At 71.3% G+C, this 17,330-nt stretch carries 19 protein-coding genes and 1 pseudogene; 6 read left to right on the top strand and 14 right to left on the bottom strand.

The window, feature by feature from the left end; genetic code table 11:
• Positions 1-5 precede the first annotated feature (5 nt).
• The 9 genes from ACYVF7_RS09650 to ACYVF7_RS09610 are packed head-to-tail and all read right to left on the bottom strand — an operon-like array spanning position 6 to position 8,941.
• Entirely contained in the window at positions 6-707 is a 702-nt protein-coding gene (locus tag ACYVF7_RS09650; protein WP_460337997.1) for a (Fe-S)-binding protein, read from the bottom strand.
• A gap of 4 nt (positions 708-711) precedes the next feature.
• Entirely contained in the window at positions 712-1,569 is an 858-nt protein-coding gene (locus ACYVF7_RS09645) for an amidohydrolase family protein (protein WP_460357853.1), read from the bottom strand.
• A gap of 5 nt (positions 1,570-1,574) precedes the next feature.
• Complete coding sequence (locus ACYVF7_RS09640) at positions 1,575-2,492, bottom strand: aldo/keto reductase (RefSeq protein ID WP_460337994.1); 918 nt, start codon at positions 2,490-2,492, stop codon at positions 1,575-1,577.
• 3 nt (positions 2,493-2,495) lie between these two features.
• Entirely contained in the window at positions 2,496-3,509 is a 1,014-nt protein-coding gene (locus ACYVF7_RS09635; protein ID WP_460337991.1) for an ABC transporter permease, read from the bottom strand.
• Positions 3,502-5,019: a sugar ABC transporter ATP-binding protein gene (locus tag ACYVF7_RS09630; protein WP_460337988.1), complete on the bottom strand. Its 1,518-nt coding sequence runs from the start codon at positions 5,017-5,019 to the stop codon at positions 3,502-3,504. Before ACYVF7_RS09630 ends, ACYVF7_RS09635 begins: the two co-directional genes overlap by 8 nt.
• The gene (locus tag ACYVF7_RS09625) at positions 5,016-6,068 is read right to left on the bottom strand and encodes a sugar ABC transporter substrate-binding protein (RefSeq protein ID WP_460337985.1); all 1,053 of its coding nucleotides are present in this window, start codon (positions 6,066-6,068) and stop codon (positions 5,016-5,018) included. The genes ACYVF7_RS09630 and ACYVF7_RS09625 overlap by 4 nt, the downstream gene beginning before the upstream one ends.
• Before the next feature lie 7 nt (positions 6,069-6,075).
• Complete coding sequence (locus ACYVF7_RS09620) at positions 6,076-6,825, bottom strand: SDR family NAD(P)-dependent oxidoreductase (RefSeq protein WP_460337982.1); 750 nt, start codon at positions 6,823-6,825, stop codon at positions 6,076-6,078.
• Entirely contained in the window at positions 6,822-8,105 is a 1,284-nt protein-coding gene (locus tag ACYVF7_RS09615; protein WP_460337979.1) for an enolase C-terminal domain-like protein, read from the bottom strand. Before ACYVF7_RS09615 ends, ACYVF7_RS09620 begins: the two co-directional genes overlap by 4 nt.
• The gene (locus ACYVF7_RS09610) at positions 8,102-8,941 is read right to left on the bottom strand and encodes a fumarylacetoacetate hydrolase family protein (RefSeq protein WP_460337976.1); all 840 of its coding nucleotides are present in this window, start codon (positions 8,939-8,941) and stop codon (positions 8,102-8,104) included. The genes ACYVF7_RS09615 and ACYVF7_RS09610 overlap by 4 nt, the downstream gene beginning before the upstream one ends.
• 189 nt (positions 8,942-9,130) lie before the next feature.
• On the opposite strand from ACYVF7_RS09610, the gene ACYVF7_RS09605 reads away from it, so the two are divergent.
• From ACYVF7_RS09605 to ACYVF7_RS09595, 3 genes are all read left to right on the top strand, one after another.
• Positions 9,131-9,838 (top strand): FadR/GntR family transcriptional regulator, encoded by a 708-nt coding sequence (locus ACYVF7_RS09605; RefSeq protein WP_460337973.1) that lies wholly within the window; start codon positions 9,131-9,133, stop codon positions 9,836-9,838.
• Between the two features lie 2 nt (positions 9,839-9,840).
• Complete coding sequence (locus ACYVF7_RS09600; RefSeq protein WP_460337970.1) at positions 9,841-10,155, top strand: L-rhamnose mutarotase; 315 nt, start codon at positions 9,841-9,843, stop codon at positions 10,153-10,155.
• Positions 10,156-10,308: 153 nt separating this feature from the next.
• Complete coding sequence (locus tag ACYVF7_RS09595) at positions 10,309-10,887, top strand: hypothetical protein (protein WP_460337967.1); 579 nt, start codon at positions 10,309-10,311, stop codon at positions 10,885-10,887.
• Between the two features lie 7 nt (positions 10,888-10,894).
• Here the strand turns inward: ACYVF7_RS09595 and ACYVF7_RS09590 are convergent, their stop codons facing one another.
• Both ACYVF7_RS09590 and ACYVF7_RS09585 read right to left on the bottom strand, forming a co-directional pair.
• Positions 10,895-11,074: a PspC domain-containing protein gene (locus ACYVF7_RS09590; RefSeq protein WP_460337964.1), complete on the bottom strand. Its 180-nt coding sequence runs from the start codon at positions 11,072-11,074 to the stop codon at positions 10,895-10,897.
• 110 nt (positions 11,075-11,184) lie between these two features.
• Complete coding sequence (locus ACYVF7_RS09585) at positions 11,185-11,826, bottom strand: MBL fold metallo-hydrolase (RefSeq protein ID WP_460337961.1); 642 nt, start codon at positions 11,824-11,826, stop codon at positions 11,185-11,187.
• Between the two features lie 124 nt (positions 11,827-11,950).
• On the opposite strand from ACYVF7_RS09585, the pseudogene ACYVF7_RS09580 reads away from it, so the two are divergent.
• Both ACYVF7_RS09580 and ACYVF7_RS09575 read left to right on the top strand, forming a co-directional pair.
• Positions 11,951-13,044 (top strand): annotated as a pseudogene (locus tag ACYVF7_RS09580) (phosphotransferase family protein).
• Entirely contained in the window at positions 13,041-14,138 is a 1,098-nt protein-coding gene (locus ACYVF7_RS09575) for a hypothetical protein (RefSeq protein ID WP_460337958.1), read from the top strand. Before ACYVF7_RS09580 ends, ACYVF7_RS09575 begins: the two are co-directional and overlap by 4 nt.
• Positions 14,139-14,272: 134 nt before the next feature.
• On the opposite strand, the gene ACYVF7_RS09570 is transcribed toward ACYVF7_RS09575, so the two are convergent.
• From ACYVF7_RS09570 to ACYVF7_RS09560, 3 genes are all read right to left on the bottom strand, one after another.
• Positions 14,273-14,563: an iron-sulfur cluster biosynthesis family protein gene (locus tag ACYVF7_RS09570; protein ID WP_460337955.1), complete on the bottom strand. Its 291-nt coding sequence runs from the start codon at positions 14,561-14,563 to the stop codon at positions 14,273-14,275.
• 127 nt (positions 14,564-14,690) lie between these two features.
• Positions 14,691-15,635 carry an LLM class F420-dependent oxidoreductase gene (locus tag ACYVF7_RS09565; protein WP_460337952.1) on the bottom strand — a complete coding sequence of 315 codons (945 nt, stop codon included), beginning with the start codon at positions 15,633-15,635 and terminating at the stop codon, positions 14,691-14,693.
• A gap of 11 nt (positions 15,636-15,646) precedes the next feature.
• Positions 15,647-16,420 (bottom strand): SDR family oxidoreductase, encoded by a 774-nt coding sequence (locus ACYVF7_RS09560; RefSeq protein ID WP_460337949.1) that lies wholly within the window; start codon positions 16,418-16,420, stop codon positions 15,647-15,649.
• 95 nt (positions 16,421-16,515) lie between these two features.
• On the opposite strand from ACYVF7_RS09560, the gene ACYVF7_RS09555 reads away from it, so the two are divergent.
• The gene (locus tag ACYVF7_RS09555) at positions 16,516-17,298 is read left to right on the top strand and encodes an SDR family oxidoreductase (protein WP_460337946.1); all 783 of its coding nucleotides are present in this window, start codon (positions 16,516-16,518) and stop codon (positions 17,296-17,298) included.
• Positions 17,299-17,330 lie beyond the last annotated feature (32 nt).

Here is a 17,330-nt window from a genome sequence, read left to right as displayed (position 1 = left end):
CCCGCTCATGATGAGTCCTCCGTGGAGGCGAGGATCTCGGCGAGGTGGACGACGCGGACGCCGGTGCGCTGGCGCGCCAGCGAGCCGCCGATGTGCATCAGGCAGGAGTTGTCGGCGGCGCACAGCACCTCGGCGCCGGTGTCCAGGACGCCCCGCACCTTGTCGGCGCACATCGCGGCCGACACGGCCGAGTTCTTGAGCGAGAACGTGCCGCCGAAACCGCAGCACTCATCCGCCCCGCCCAAGGGCACCAGGGTCAGCCCCCGCACCTTCGACAGCAGGTCCAAAGGCCGGGAACCGACGCGCAGCGACCGCAGCGAGTGACAGGTCGGGTGATACGTCACCGTGTGCGGGAAGTACGCCCCCACATCGGTCACCCCGAGGACGTCGACCAGGAACTCCGACAACTCATACACCGCGGCCCGCGGTTCCACCCCGAGCGTGGGGTACCACTCCCGGACCATCGCCGCACACGACCCCGACGGAACCACGACCGCGTCATAGCCCTCGAACACCGCGGTGAAGCGACGGGCCAGCCGCCGGGCGTCATCGCGATACCCCGTGTTGAAGTGCATCTGCCCGCAACACGTCTGCTCCAGCGGAAACTCCACCGTGCAGCCGAGACGCTCCAGCAACCGGACGGTCGCCTGCCCGGTGCCGGGGAAGAGCGTGTCGTTCACGCACGTGACGAAGAGCCCGACCCGCATGATCTCAACGTATCCCGTACACGCGGCGGGCGGTCCCGCCGAAGACGGCGTCCCGGTCGCCGTCCGGCACCGCCTCCCGGGCCAGGTCGAGGACCTGTTCGTACGACGCGGCGAGTGTGCAGACCGGCCAGTCGGAGCCGTACATCACGCGGTCGGCGCCGAAGGAGTCCAGCACGTGCCGGGCGTACGGCAGGATGTCGGCCGGTTTCCAGTCGGGGGCGGCCTCGGTGACCAGGCCCGACAGCTTCACCGTGACGTTCGGCAGCGCGGCCAGCGACGTGATCCAGGGGGCCCACGGCTCCCACACCCCGCCGGCGATGTCGGGCTTGCCGGCGTGGTCGAGGACGAAGGAGGCCTCGGGGAGGCGGCGGGCGAGCTCCAGCGCCGCGTCGGCCTGCGGTGGCTTGACCAGCAGGTCGTACACCAGGCCCGCGTCCGCGACGGCCTGGACGCCGCGCAGGACGTCCGGGCGCAGCAGCCACTCCGGGTCGGGTTCGTCCTGGGCCCCGTGGCGGATGCCGACGAGCAGCCGGCCGGACGGGCTCTCCCGCACCTCGGCGAGCCGGTCGGCCACGTCGGGCGCGGTGAGGTCCACCCAGCCGACGACGCCGGCGATCGGCCCGGGCTCGTCGCCGTGTTCCAGCTCGACCGGGTTGTCCGCGGTGAACAGCAGGTCGTACGTCTCGGCGACGTCCTGCAGCGCCTGGACGACGATCGAGTCGCGCACGCCGTACGGCGCGGTCAGCCCGGTGTAGCGGGCCGCGTCGAACCGGCCCATGATGGGGTCGGCCCAGGCGCCGTCCATCCAGGGGTAGTCGCGCAGTCCGGTGTCCCACAGGTGGTGGTGCGCGTCCAGCAGCACGGGGCTCAAAGGGCCTCCCACAGCGCCTCGGGAATGTCCGTCTCGAACAGAGTCGTATTGTCGTCGACCTCGGCGGCGCTACGACAGCCGACGAGGACGCTCGCGACGGCGGGATGCCGGAGCGCGAAGCGCAGTGCCGCCGCCCGCAGCGGCACCCCGTGCTCGGCGCACACCCGCTCCAGGCCGGCGACGCGGTCGAGCAGCTCCTGCGGAGCGGGCGCGTAGTTGTACGTCGTGCCGCCGGCCAGCAGCCCGGAGTTGTACGCGCCGCCGATGACGACGGAGGTGCCGCGTCGCACGCACGCGGGCAGCAGGTCCTCCTCCGCCGACCGGTCGAGCAGGGTGTACCGCCCGGCGCACAGCACGACGTCCAGGTCGAGCCGTTCGACGAACCGCGTGAGCATCGCCGTCTGGTTCATCCCGGCGCCGATGGCGCCGACGACGCCCTCGTCGCGGAGGGCGGCCAGCGCCGGGTACGCCGTCGCGTAGACCTCTTCCTCGTGGTCGTCGGGGTCGTGCAGGTAGAGGATGTCGACGTGGTCGACGCCCAAGCGCTTCAACGACTCCTCCAGGGACCGGCGGATGCCGTCGGCGCTCCAGTCCCAGACCCGCTTGTACGGCGGCGGGTCGGCGAACCCCACGTCCTCCGGCGGCTCCCCCGGCTCGAGCGGGACGAGGAGCCGTCCGACCTTCGTCGACAGGACGTACTCGCCGGTGAGGGCGGTGCCGAGGAGGCTTTCGCTCCGCCCGGTGCCGTAGTGCGGCGCGGTGTCGAAGTAGCCGATGCCCCGCTCCTGCGCGCGGCGCACGGTCGTCGTGGCGTCGGCGTCGGATACGGGGGCGTACAGCCCGCCGATCGCGGCGCCACCGAACGCCAGCGTCGTCACCTCGACCGGTGAGTTTCCAAGTCTGCGGCGTTCCATCGCTTACTCCTGTGCCTGGCCTGACGTGATCCGGCTGATGATCAGGGCGACGAGGATGATCGCACCGTTGAGCGCGCCGATCCACTGCGCCGGGACGCCGGCCAGCGTGAGCACGTTCTGGATCATGTAGAGCAGCAGGATGCCGGTGAAGGCGCCGAAGATCGTGCCCTTGCCGCCGTTGAGCGAGACGCCGCCGATGACCGCCGCCGCGAACACCGTGAAGATCGCGCCGTTGCCCTGGCTGGCCGCCACCGAGGCGAGCCGGCCGGTGAGCAGCAGACCGCCGAGCGCGGCCAGCGCGCTGGCCACGACGAGGGTGCCCCACAGCATCCGGTCGACGCGGATGCCGGCGGCGCGGGCGGCGTCGGCGTTGCCGCCGATGGCGTACAGCGCCCGCCCGAACCGGGTGTAGCCGGTCACCGCGATGGCCACGGCGTACAGCACCAGGCAGATCCAGATCGACGCGGGCAGGCCCAGCCAGACGGCGTTGCCCAGGTAGATCATGGAGTTCGGCAGGTTGAAGAAGGTCTTGCCGCCGCTGATCCCGGTGAGCAGGCCGCGCAGCACGATCAGCATGCCCAGCGTGACGATGAAGCCGTTGAGGCGGAACCGCACGATCAGCAGGCCGTTGACCCAGCCGATGACGAGACCGACGGCGAGAGTGAGCGGGATCGACCACGCGCCGGACAGCCAGCCGAGGCCGTGCGTGATCCCTGGGGCGAGCACGAGCCAGGCGGCGACCCCGGGCGCGAGCCCGAACGTCGACTCCAGCGACAGGTCCATCCGGCCGGCGATCAGCACCAGCGCCTCGGCCAGCACGAGCAGCGAGATCTCCGACTGCTGCTGCAGCACGTTGACCAGGTTGTCCCAGTGCAGGAACACCGGATTGACGAAGTACCCGACGATGCCGATCACGATGATCGCCGGTACCAGCGCGAGGTCGCGCAGGCGTGCCAGCCGTGGCGCGGTGGTCCGGCCCCGGGCCGGCGCGGCCAAGGCCGTCTGTGTGTCAGTCACGGATGCCCTCCATCGCGGCGATCAGTTCGTGGTCGTCCCATCCCTTCGGCATCTCGGCGACGACGGCGCCCTTGAACAGGACGAACACCCGGTCGCAGGGGCGAAGGTCGTCCAGGTCGTCGGAGATGATCAGGACGCCGGCGCCGCCGGCGGCCGCCGTCGAGGCCGTTCCCAGCAGCGTCTCCTTCGCTCTGACGTCGACTCCCGCGGTGGGCTGCATCAGCACGAGCACCTTGGGATCGTTGGCGAGCGCGCGGGCCATGACGACCTTCTGCTGGTTGCCGCCGGACAGCGCCGACACCGGCTGCTCGGGGCCGGCCGCCTTGATGTCCAGGTCGCCGATGGCCTTGACGCCGAGTTCGTCACGGCGGCGCGGCCCGACGATCCCGAAGCGGCCCAGCCGCTCGGGGATGGTGAGCGTGGCGTTCTCGGCGATGGACAGGCCGGGGACCAGGCCCTCCTTGTGCCGGTCCTGCGGGACGAAGCCGAGGCCGGCGCGCAGCGCGGCCGGCACGCTGCCCGACCGGGGCGTTCTGCCGCCGATCTTCACCGTGCCGGAGGCGGCGCGGCGCAGGCCGACGATCGACTCGCCGACCGTCATCTTCCCGGAGCCGCCGGCCCCGGCCAGTCCGACGATCTCGCCGGGGGCCACGGTCAGCGACACGTCCTCGAAGACGCCGGGGACGCCGAGACCGGTCACGCCGAGCGCGGGCTCGGCGTCGCGGGCCGGCGCGGGCCGGTCGGAGCCGAGGTCGATCAGCCCGGTGGCCTCACCGGTCATCGCGGTGATGAGCGCCTGCTTGTCCAGCTCCGCGACCGGGGAGGTCACGATGTGCCGGGCGTCGCGCATCACGGTGACGGTGTCGCAGACCTCGTACACCTCGTCGAGATGGTGGCTGATGAACAGGAACGTCACCCCGGACTCGCGAAGCGAGCGCATCCGGGCGAACAGCCGCTCGATCGCCTGGCCGTCGAGCTGGGCGGTCGGCTCGTCGAGGATGATGAACCGCGAGCCGTGCGACAGGGCCCGCGCGATCTCGACGAGCTGCCGCTGCTCGACGGTGAGGCGTTCGGCGGGCGCCTGGACGTCGACGTCGACCTCCCAGGTGTCCAGCAGCTCCCGGGCGCGGCGGCGCAGCGCACCCCAGGAGATCAGGCCGCGCCCCTGCCTGTTCAAGAAGAGATTCTCGGCGACCGACAGCGACGGGATGACGGTCAGCTTCTGGTAGACGCAGGCGACGCGCTGCCGCCACGCCTCCCGGTCCGCGAGGGACGGCGCCGGCTCACCTCCGAACTCCACCGTCCCCGAGTCCGGGGCCAGCAGGCCGGTGAGCACCGACACCAGGGTCGACTTCCCGGCACCGTTGCGGCCGACGAGGGCGTGCACGTCGCCGTCGTTCACGGTCAGCGACACGTCGTCGAGCGCGACGGTCACGCCGAAGCGCTTGGTGATCCTGTGGGCTGCCGCGACCGGCGGGATGCCGGTCGCGGCGCTGGCGGGAACGCTCATTTGATCTGGTTGCCCCAGAGCTGCGGGTCCGACGCCTTCAGCGAGCCCGGGTAGGTGCCGTCCTTGGTGACGAGCGGCGCGGGGATCTGGTCCTCCAGCAGGCCAGGCCGCGGCGCGACGATCGTCGAGTCATGGTCGGTCTTGCCGGGGGCGAACTTCTTGCCGTCGATCGCCGCCTTGACGTAGAAGAGCGCGTACTTGGCGTACAGGTCGGCGGGCTGCGACACGGTCGCGTCGATCTGCCCGGCCGCCATCGCCTTCAGCTCCTCCGGGATGCCGTCGTTGGAGACGATCGTGATGTGCTTCGGGTTGCCCGGCGGGAAGATCAGGCCCTTCTGCTTCAGGACGTTCAGCGTCGGGGCGAGGAACGCGCCGCCCGCCTGCATGTAGATCCCGTTCAGGTCGGGGTTGGCGGCGAGCGTGGTCTGCAGCTTGTTCGCGCCGACGTCGCCCTTCCACTCGGTGGGCAGGCCGATGACCTTGATGCCGGGGTAGTTCTGGGACATGCACTGGTTGAACGCCTCGGTGCGGTCCCGGCCGTTGATGGAGGCCAGGTCGCCTTCGAGCATCGCGACCTTGCCCTTGCCCTTCAGCGTGTCGCCGAGGAACTTGCAGGCCTTCTCGCCGTACGCGCGGTTGTCCGCGCGGACCACCATGTAGACGTCGCCCTTGTCGGGGCGGGTGTCGACGGTGACGACCGGGATCTTCTTCGCCTTGAGCTGGTCCAGCGTCGGCGCGACCGCGGCGGTGTCCTGCGGGGCCAGCACCATGCCCTTCACACCTTGGCCGATGAGCGTCTGCACGTTGGCGGCCAGCTTGGCGATGTCGTTCTCGGAGTTGGTCGTCTTGAGGTCCAGGCCGTCCTGCTTGCCGAACTGCGGGACGTACTTGATGTAGGAGTTCCAGAAGTCGGTGTCGGACCGGGGGTAGTCGACACCGACGACGCTGCTACCGCCGCCGGAGCCGCTGCCGCTGCTCTTGTTGCAGCCGGTCAGCACCACTGCGGCCGTCGCGAACGCGGCACCCGCCGCGAGCATCGATCGCTTCATCGCGTCCTCATTTCTCTGGGCGAAGTCGCAGGCCGGCCATGCCCCCGTCGACCGCCAGCGCCGTTCCTGTCGTCGCCGACGCGAGCGGACTGGCCAGGTAGGCGATCGCCGTGGCGACCTCCTCGGCGCTGACCAGCCGCCCACTCGGCTGACGGGCCGCCAACGCGGCCCGTTCCGCCTCCGGATCCTCGGTCGCGGCGAGCAGCCGAGAGACCCAGGGCGTGTCGGCGGTGCCCGGGTTGACGCACGTCACCCGGATCCCGTCGCGCAGGTGATCCGCCGCCATCGCCAGGGTGAGCGACTGAACGGCACCTTTGGTCGCCGAGTACAGCGCGCGCTGCGGCAGCCCGGCGGTGGCCGCGATCGAGCAGGTGTTCACGATCGCGGCATGTTCGGATCGGCGCAGGTGCGGAAGGGCCGCGCGGCTCACCCGCACCATGCCGAACACGTTGACCTCGAAGACGTTGCGCCACTCGTCGTCGGTGTTGTCCTCGACCGTGCCCTGCGCGCCGATCCCGGCGTTGTTGACCAGCACGTCCAGGCCGCCGAGGTGCTCCGCCGCCTCCGCGATCGCCGCCCGGACCGACGCGTCGTCCCGTACGTCGACCTGGACGCCGTGCAGCGGCTCCGGTGGGGCGGACAGGTCGAGGCAGCTCACGGTGGCGCCGCGCTCGGTCAACAGGCGCGCCGTCGCGAGCCCGATGCCGGAGGCGCCTCCCGTGACGATGGCCCTGATCCCGCTGAACTCCACAGTCACGACCTCCAGGCGGCGCCGTCGGGGTAGGCGTATTCGAGCAGACTCTCGGGTTTCATCTGCGCCGACATGCCGGGGGCCGTCGGCGCGAGGTAGTGGCCGTCCCGGATGCGGACCGGGTCGGTGAAGTGCTCGTGCAGGTGATCGACGTACTCGATCACACGGTTCTTGGTGCTCCCGCTGACCGCGAGGTAGTCGAACATCGACAGGTGCTGCACGACCTCGCACAGTCCGACGCCGCCGGCGTGCGGGCAGACCGGGACGCCGTACTTCGCGGCGAGCAGGAGGATCGCGACGTTCTCCGGCACGCCCGCGACGCGGCAGGCGTCGATCTGCAGCACGTCGATGGCCTCGGCCTGCAGCATCTGCTTGAAGATCACACGGTTGGCCACGTGCTCCCCGGTCGCCACCCGGACGGGCGCGACGGACCGGCGCACGGCGGCGTGCCCGAGGATGTCGTCGGGACTGGTCGGCTCCTCGATCCACCACGGGTCGTACGGCTTGAGGGCCTCGACCCACTCGATCGCCTGGCCGACGTCCCACCGCTGGTTCGCGTCGATGGCGATGCGGACGTCGGGTCCGACGGTCTGGCGGGCCAGCTCCAGGCGGCGGACGTCGTCGGTCAGGTCGCCGCCGACCTTGAGCTTGATCTGGGTGAAGCCCTCCGCGACGGCCTCGCGCGCCAGGGTGACGAGCTTGTCGTCGGTGTACCCGAGCCAGCCGGGCGTCGTCGTGTACGCCGGGTAGCCGGTGGCCAGCAGCGCGGCCTCCCGTTCGTCGCGTCCCGGGCGGGCCGCCGTCAGCAGGTCGACGGCCTCCTCCGGGCGGAGCGCGTCGGTGAGGTACCTCCAGTCGGCCAGGTCGACGATCTGCTCGGGCGTCATGTCCGCCAGCAGCCGCCAGACGGGCTTGCCCGCGACGCGCCCGGCGAGGTCGAACGCCGCGTTGATGATCGCGGCGGCGGCCATGTGGACCGCGCCCTTCTCCGGCCCGAGCCAGCGCAGCTGCGAGTCGTGGATCAGCCGCCGCGCGAAGCCGCCCAGGTCGGACAGGTCGATGTCGAGGCCGACGACGAGCGGCGCGTACGCCTCGATCGCCGCGACGCACACCTCCGTGCCGCGCCCGATCGTGAAGGTGAACCCGTGACCCTCGGCGCCGTCGTCCGTACGGAGCACGGCGTACGCGGCGGAGTAGTCCGGGTCCGGGTTCATGGCGTCCGAACCGTCCAGCTGCCGCGAGGTCGGGAACCGGATGTCGTAGGCGTCGAGTGCGATGACCTTCATGCGAGCCTCTGCCGTTGCCGCCCGAGTCCGTCGATCTCGAGTTCCACGATGTCACCCTGACGCAGGAAGGAGATACCCGGGCTGCCCATCGCGACCCCGGCCGGGGTCCCCGTATTGATGACGTCTCCGGGGTCCAGGACCATGAACTGGCTGATGTACCAGATCAGGTGGTCCACCGTGAAGATCATGTTCTTGGTGTTGCCGTCCTGGCGGAGGTCGCCGTTCACCCACAGCCGCAGGCCGAGGTCCTGCGGGTCGGCGATCTCGTCGGCGGTCACCAGGTGCGGCCCGAGGGGGTTGAAGGTCTCACACGACTTGCCCTTGTCCCACGTGCCGCCGCGCTCGAGCTGGTACTCCCGCTCGGAGACGTCGTTGCTGATCGCGTAGCCGGCGATGAGCGCGCGGGCCTCGGCCGGCGAGTCCAGGTAACGGGCCTGACCACCCAGGACGACGGCGAGCTCGACCTCGTAGTCGGTCTTCTCGCTGCCCGGGGGGATGAGCACGTCATCGTCCGGGCCGACGACCGTGTTCGACGCCTTCATGAAGAGGATCGGCTCGGCCGGGATCTCGGCGCCCGTCTCCTCCGCGTGGTCCCGGTAGTTCAGGCCCACGCACACCACCTTGCCGGGCCGCGCCACCGCGGAACCGATCCGCTTGGTGTTCTGGATGGGCGGCAGCTCGCCTGCCGCGTACGCCGCCCTGGCGCGGTCCAGGCCCGTGGCGAGGAAGTCTCCGTCGATGTCGCGGGTCACGCCGGACAGGTCGAGGAGCGAGCCGTCCTCTGCCAGGACCGCGGGCCGTTCGGCGCCGACCGGTCCGACACGCAGCAGCTTCACGTAGTCGTACCCCCTGCTCGTCGGTTGGTCCGACCTCTCACCGATTCATCGGACCTCTTACCCGGACATAAGACCACTACAGGGCGCTGTGCTGGCAATACCTCGTTACACACTTGTTACTTTCGCGAAATTGGTAAGACCTCTTAACGTCCGGCAAGATGAGTTCCGCAACCGGAGGAGGGAGCTCGCGTGCCGGACGAAACCGGTGGTAAGACCACCGTCACCCAGCGGGCGATCGACGAGATCAAGACCCGGATCGCCATGGGGGAATTCGTGCCCGGGCAGCGCCTGCCGACCGAACGCGACCTCGCCGCCGACCTCGGCCTGTCGCGCAGCTCGATGCGGGAGGCGATCCGCGCGCTGACGGTCATGGGCGTCCTCGAAGCCCGGCACGGGGCCGGCATCTACGTCACGCAGCTGAAGCCGGGCGACCTGCTGGAGACGTTCGGCGTCGTCGCGGAGATCTCGCGCGGCGACACCCTGCTGCACCTCGTCCAGGTCCGCAAGATCCTCGAGCCCGCGGCCGCCGCCGCGGCCGCGGCGCGCATCGACGACGAAGGCCTCGCCCTCCTGCGTGCCGAGATGAGGGCCATGGAGCGCGCCTCCACCGCGGAGGAGAACGTCGGGCACGACATGGAGTTCCACCGGATCATCACCGAGGCCGCCGCCAACCCGGTGCTCGGCGCGATCCTCGGCGGGCTGAACAGCCGCACCTTCCGGGCCCGCGTCTGGCGCGGCTATCAGGAGGAGGGCGTCTTCCCGCGCACCGCCCGCGAGCACGACGCGATCTACCGGGCCCTGCTCGAACGCGACCCCGACGGCGCCCGCGTCGCCGCCGCCGTGCACATCGGCGCGGTCGAGGAGTGGGCCCGCCGCCAGACGGACGAGGAGGAGTGAGGATGCGCGTCGCGCTGCACACCCGGCTCAGGCCCGGCCTCGAGGAGGAGTACGAGAAGGCCCACCGGGAGGTCCCCCCGGCCCTCGTCCAGGCGATCAAGGACGCCGGCGCGCACGAGTGGACGATCTGGCGCAGCGGGCTCGACCTGTTCCACGTCATCGACTGCGACGACTACGCCGCGCTGCTCGCCGCCCTGGAGGACCTGCCGGTCAACGTCGCGTGGCAGGCCCGCATGGCCGGCTACCTCGACGTCGTCCACGACTACTCCGGCGAGGGCGCCGCCAAGGGCCTGCCCGTCGTCTGGCGCCTGGAGTAGGACCCTCAGGGGGATCAGATGCCTGTGGTGGGGATGGCTCCACCACGAGTTCGGGGGCGGCCCTCAGCGATCTGTCAGGGTCGAACCCGTAGCTTCCCCGAATATGAACGCAGTCGTCTTCTTCTCGTCGCCCGCGCGGCTCACCTTCGAATCATGATGAGTCCGCTGGACGCGGCCGCCTGTGCGCTCACCGCCGGCTGGGCCTACGCCGCCGCCGAGATGTACCTGCTCGCCCTCCGGCGCGGCCGGATGGCCGTTCTCCGAGCCGCGCGGCGGGTGCGGGCAACGCTGATCGTCTGCGCGTCGGCGGGGACCGCGCTCACCGCCGCGTTCGCGGTGGCCTCTCCGGCCCGTGCCCTGACCACGGCACCCCTCCTCGCGCTGCCCTCGGCGCTGACGCTGTGGTGGTCACCGCGTCCGCTGGGCGAGCTGCTCCACGTCCTGCGCGCCGATCCCTGGGGACCCAGCGACCCGCCGATCCGCACCCGTACCGCCGATCCCCGGCTCGCCGTCCCGGCCCAGCTCGCGCTGGTCGGGTCGCCGGCCGCGCTCGCGGTGTCGGCGGACCGCCCGGTCGCGACGGTCGTCGTCTACGCGCTCACCGGCGCGGCCGCCGGATGCCTGATCCGATACGCACGGCACCGTCGCGACGTGCTGGAACGCATACGGGCGGGCGCGCTCCGGCGCGACGTCGCGCCCGCCCGGGAGGACGGGCGGACCGTGGCCGCCTGAGCGCGTTCTACTCGCCCGGCATCATGATCCACAGGATGATGTAGATCACGAACTGCGGGCCGGGCAGCAGGCAGGAGAGGATCGCCAGCAGCCGGACCGTCCACGGCGCCAGCCCGTACCGGCGGCCGAGACCGGCGCAGACGCCGGCGATGACACGGCCCTGGCGCGGGCGGTAGAGACCGTTCACGAGAGCACTCCTTTGCGTCGCCATACCAACGACGCTAGGCCGCGCCTCCGCCCCGCACATCGCTCGTGGGATCGATCCCCCGGTCACTCCGCGGGCCTACGGGGCCTCCCCTAGGGGATGAGCTCGACGGACTCGCCCGGCTGGAGGCGGCGGAACTCCGCGTCCTGGCGCTTGCCCTCCCCCGCCAGCTGGTTGTCCAGCAGGCCGAGCCCGAAGTCGTTGAGCAGCCCGTCGTGGACCGCGTACGCGCGTTGAGGCGCGACCGCCCGCAGGTACTCGATCATCTCCGGGGCCTTCATCCAGGGCGCCTGGCCGGGGACGAGGAGCGTGGGCGCCTCCAGCACGGTGAAGGCGTCGCCGGGGTGGAAGACCTCCCCGTCGATGAGGAAGCCGATGTTCTCCACCGCGGGTACGTCCGGGTGGACGACCTCGTGCTTCTGTCCGGCCACCGCCACGTCGAACCCCGCGATCGTCAGCGAGTCGCCGTCGCCGACCGTACGGACGCGGTCCCCCAGATCGTCCAGGTCGCCGGCGACGGCCCGGCAGGTGTAGACGGTGAGCCGCGGGTCGTCCGTGAGGGCCTGGCGCAGCCGGTCGGCCTGGTAGTGGTCGAAGTGCTCATGGGTGATGAGCACGGCGTCCGCGCCGGCGAACGCGTCGCCCTCCGGGGTCAGAACGCCCGGGTCGATGACGAGCGTGCGGTCGTCCTTCTGCAGGCGGACACAGGAGTGCCCGAGCTTCGTCAGCCTCATGGTTCGATCCTGACACGGGCCGCTTCGGCGCCTCGGGCGGCCCTCCGGCCGGTTGACGATCAATCGAGCGCTTGGTAGATACGAGGTGAGGTCGGGGAAACGTTTCGGCGAGGAGGCCCGGACCATGGCGGTTCCCGACCAGCGAGACCCCGAGGTGACACGGGCGGTCCTGACCAGGTGGCTGTCGGAACGCCTGCCGGGCACCGGGGTGGCGATCCCCAGGTTGGAGATCCCCCAGACGACCGGATTCTCGGCCGAGACGCTGCTGTTCGACGCCGAGTGCGACGGTCGCGTGGAGCACCTCGTCGCCAAGGTGGCGCCGAGCCGCTACCAGGTCTTCCCCGATCCGCTGCCGTACGCCGACCAGTACCGCCTGCTGCGGATCCTCGACGAGCGGACTGGCATCCCGGTGCCCCCGATGCGCTGGTACGAGCCCGACGCCGGCCTGCTGGGCGCGCCCTTCTTCGTCATCGACCGGGTCGACGGCCGCGCGCCGGACGACAACCCGCCCTACCACCAGGCGGGCTGGGTGACCGAGGCGACGCCCGGGCACCGGGAGCGCATGTGGACGTCCGGCCTGGACGTCCTGGCCGCCGTACACCGGCTGGATCCGGTGCCCTTCGCGTTCCTCGACCGGACGAGGTATGGACCGGCCGGCTAGAACAGCGGCTCGGCTACTACACCCACTACATGAGCTGGGCGTACCACGGACCCCAGCCGACCTGCGCCGAGGCGCTGCGGTGGCTGCGCGAGCACCGGCCGGACGAGCCGGACCCGCCCGTGCTGCTGTGGGGCGACGGGCGCATCGGCAACATCCTCTACGGCGACGACGGCGAACCGCGGGCGGTGCTGGACTGGGAGATCGCCACGCTCGGCGCGCCCGAGGAGGATCTCGCCTGGTACATGTACCTCGACCGGCACCATTCGGAGGGCATCGACGTCCCGCGCCTTCCCGGCTTCCCGTCCCACGCCGACACCGTCGCGTACTACGAGGAGCTGGCCGGCCGGAGGATGCGGCACATGGCGTACTACGAGGTCCTGTCGGCCTTCAAGTTCGCGGTGATCATGGCGCGGATCGGGCAGGCGTTCATCGACTGGGACCTGGTGCCGCCCGACAGCGACTTCCCCGTGGACAACACCGCGTCCCGGCTGCTCGCCGGGCTCCTGAACCTGCCCGCCCCCGGTCCTGCGACCGGCCCGCCCGGAGGCCGCCGATGACGCTCTCACCGCTCGACGACTACCCGGTCCACCAGGTTCCCGACGTGATGCGGCACGTCGGGACGTCGGACCGCAACTTCTATGACCGGTACTACTTCAACTGCCACTCCCGCTCGGACGAGCTCATGCTCATCGTCGGGCTCGGGCAGTATCCGAACCTGGGCGTCACGGACGCCTTCGCCCTGGTCCGGCACGGCCCGCTGCACCGCGTCGTCCGGGCCTCGCGCGAACTCGGCGCGGACCGGATGGACACCTCGGTCGGGCCGTTCCGCGTGGAGGTGCTGGAAGGGCTCAAGCGCCTGCGCGTCGTCCTCGAGCCGAACGACCACGGGCTGGCGTTCGACCTGACCTGGGAGGGGACGATCCCGGCGCAGCTGGAGCCCCCGCACTTCATCCGCGCCCACGAGCGGGTGGTGTTCGACTCCCGCCGGCTCGCGCAGACCGGCCGGTGGACCGGTTCCATCTCGGTGGACGACACGACCGTGCCGGTGACCCCGGACCGCTGGTGGGGCAGCCGCGACCGGTCCTGGGGCATCCGCCCGGTCGGTGAGGCGGAGCCGCCGGGCATCCAGGCGACGGGAACGGCGAGCTTCTACTGGCTGTACGCGCCGATGCAGTTCGAGGACCACGCGATCCTGTGCATCCTGCAGGAGGACGCGCAGGGCCGCCGGGTGCTGGAGGAGGCCGTACGCGTATGGCCGGACGAGCGTGAGCCGGAGTACCTCGGCCGCCCGGAGTACCGGCCGACCTACGTTCCCGGGACGCGGGACGTCACCGAGGCGGTGATCGCGTTCGCCCCGCCGGGCGGCAAGCCGTTCGACGTGCGCGTCACCCCGCTGTTGCCGGTCCACCTGATGGTCGGCAGCGGCTACGGCCTGGAACCCGACTGGCGGCACGGGATGTACCAGGGGCCGGAGCTGAAGGTGCAGGGCGTGACGTACGACCTGCGCCGCCCCGAGGACGCCGCCCGCATGTGGGGCATGGTCGACGCCGTGGCGCGGTTCGAGTACGACGGCGGTACGGGCCACGGACTGTTCGAGCACTGGGCCCTCGGCCCGCACCCCAGCCTCCCGGACGACGTCGCCGGCTCCTGACCCGGAGCCGTCCGCGGACCGCTTGGCGGCTCGGCCCGGGCCGTCCCGGGCGGCCCGGCGGCTTTACCGCGAAAGCCCCGGGCGGTCATCCGATTCGTCTCGGTGATCGCCCGGGGCCGACCGGGATAACACGGTCATCCCTGTTCCGCGAGGCGGAAGGTCACGTCTCCGTTCTCATCGACGCTCGCGTCGAGCGTCATCTCGTCGAGGATCGTCGCGGCGTCCGGCTCCAGGTAGACGCGCGCGCCCTGCTCCTCGACGATCGCGTCGCCGGCCTGCGGCCCTTCGGCCACCGCGAGGGAGAGCGTGCCCGCCTCGTCGGTCTGGTTCTGCGTGGCGATCCGCAGGCCGGTCTGCGGCGAAAGCTCCGGCTGGCTGGTGACGGTACGGATCACCTGGACCGCCGAATCGGTCAGCGTCAGCACGGTCGACAGCTCCTTATGGTCGGTTGCAAGTCTGCACGGTGCACGGCTGCCCCGCGCATGCGGCCTCCCATGCCCGACCACCTGAGGGGCCAAACATCCACGATCTTGCGATTTGCCGGATCCCGGCCTAGGGAGCGAGCGCACGTACGGCGTCTGTGACCTGCGTCTCGCTGTTCGGCAGCACGGCGAGGACGGGCGTGTCCAGACCGGCGTCGACGTACGCGCGGACGCGTTCGCGGCACTCGTCCGGCGAGCCGTGGACGAGGAGGTCGTCGACGACGTCGTCCGGAATCGCGGCGAGGGCGGCCTTGCGGTCGCCGGCGGCCCACGCCTCGTTCATCGCCGCGAGCCGCTCGCCGCGGCCGAGCCACTCGTGGAAGGCCGCGTAGACGGGGACCGTCAGGTACGCCGCGATCATCCGCCGGCCGAGCGCCCGCGCCTCATCGGCGTTCGACGTCGGGCAGACGAAGATCCGCGCGATCAGCTCCTTCTCCGTGCCGAACTCGGCCCGGACCTTCGGGACGTCGGACGGCGCCAGCCAGTTGGTGATCGCGCCGTCGGCCTCCCGGGCGGCCAGCCGGAGCATGCCGGGGCGCAGCGCGGCGAGGGCGATCGGCGGCGGCGTCCGCGGCGGGGTCTCCAGCTTGAAACCGGTCACGCCGAGCGCCTCGTCGCCGACCTTCTCGCCGGCCAGGGCCCGGCGGAGGAACCGCAGCGTGTCCCGCACCCGCTGGTACGGCTCGGTGAAGGGGATGCCGTTCCAGCGCTCCACGATCACCGGCGAGGACGTCCCGATGCCGAGGACGAACCGGCCGGGGGCGAGGTCGGCGAGGGTGGCGGCCTGCTGGGCGAGCAGGCCGGGACCGCGCGTGTAGACGGGCACGATCGCCGGGCCGAGCCGCAGCTGCGGCCCCCACTGGGAGGCGAGGGCGAGCGGCGTGAACGCGTCGGTCCCGGCGGTCTCCGCCGACCACGCGTCGGTGTATCCGAGGTCCGCCAGCTCTTCGACCACCTTCCGGTGCTCGGCCAGCGGCACGCCGATGAGCGGAATCGTCAGTCCCCATCGAGACATGTGGGGCCTCCTCAGGCGATGGTCGGACGGACGGTCGAGCCGCCGTCGACGACGAGGGTCTGTCCGGTCAGCCAGCTCGCGGCGTCCCCGGCGAGGAAGACGACCGCCTTAGCGATGTCCTCGGGCTCGCCGAGGCGGCCGAGCGGCAGGTACCCGGCGATCTTCTCCTCGTTCTCCTCCCACAGTGCCCGGGCGAGCTGGGTCTTGACCAGCCCCGGAGCGACGGCGTTGACGCGCACGGAGGGGGCGAGCTCGACGGCGAACTGCCGGGTGAGGTGGATGACGGCGGCCTTGGTGGCGTTGTAGTAGCCGATGCCGTGCTCGGTCACCATGCCGCCGACCGAGGAGATGTTGACGATCGCCCCGCCGCGGGCCGCCATGGACAGCTTCCAGACGAGCTGTGTCCACAGCACCACGGCGAACTGGTTGACCTGGACGGTCTTGTCGGCCCGGGCGACGTCGATGTCGACCATCGGGCCGAAGTGCGGGCTGGTGCCGGCGTTGTTGACGAGGACGTCCACGCTCCCGAACTCGGCGACGGCCGCCTCGACGCAGGCCCGCGCGGCGTCCTCGTCACCGACGTGCGCGGCCTTCGGGAGGACGCCGACGCCCGGGTGGGCGGCGCGGATCTCCTTGGCGACCTCGTCCAGGGCGTCCTGCTTCCGGGAGGACAGCACGACGTTGCACCCCTCCGCGGCCAGGGCCTCCGCCGTCGCTCTGCCGATACCGCGGGAGGCGCCGGTGATCAGGGCGGTCCTGCCCGCCAGACCGGTCTCGAGTGCCATGCTGCCGCCTTTCACGCTCACGCCTGGAGCTTTCTGAGCTTTCTGACATCCGAATCGGGTTCAACCAGCCTAGTCCCGGATGTTACGTTCCTGCCATGCAGATCACCGGGAAGAACATCGTGATCACCGGCGCCGGCAGCGGGATCGGCGCGGCGCTGGCCCGCCGGTTCGCCGCCGGGGGCGCGGCCGCGCTCTGCCTCTCCGACCTCGACCTGGACGCCGTGGAACGGGTCGCCGCGGGCCTGGACTGCCGTACGGCCGCGGTCCGCACCGACGTGGGCGACGAGGAGCAGGTGCGGGCGATGATCGACGAAGCCGGTGAGTTCGGCCCGATCGACCTGGTCTGCTCCAACGCGGGCATCGGCACGGGCGCCGGACTGGAGGCGACGCCGGAGCAGTGGGCGGCCTCCTGGGCGGTCAACGTCCAGGCGCACGTGTACGCCGCGCGGGCCGCGCTTCCCGGGATGCTCGAACGCGGCAAGGGCTACTTCCTCAACACCTGCTCGGCCGCCGGCCTGCTCACCCAGCCCGGCGACGCGCCGTACGCCGTGACGAAACACGCCGCGGTGGCGTTCGCCGAGTGGCTGGCGCTGACCTACGGCGACCAGGGCATCAAGGTCAGCGCGCTGTGCCCGCAGGGCGTGCGCACCCCGCTCCTCACGGAGGCCCTCGAAGGCATGGCGGGTCAGGTCGTGGCCGCGGCGGGCGCGGTGCTCGAACCCGACGACGTCGCCGAGGCGGTCGTCGCGGGGCTCATGGCGGAGGCGTTCCTGATCCTCCCCCATCCGGAGGTGGCCGAGTTCGAGCGCCGCAAGGCCGCCGACCGCGACCGCTGGCTCGCCGGACTACGCCGCATGGTCGCCTCCCTGAAGAACTGAGCGTCCGGACCGCGCCCTTCCGGAACCGAACG

This window comes from Actinoallomurus acanthiterrae, assembly GCF_054775715.1.
This window is presented reverse-complemented; position numbering and strand designations above follow the sequence as displayed.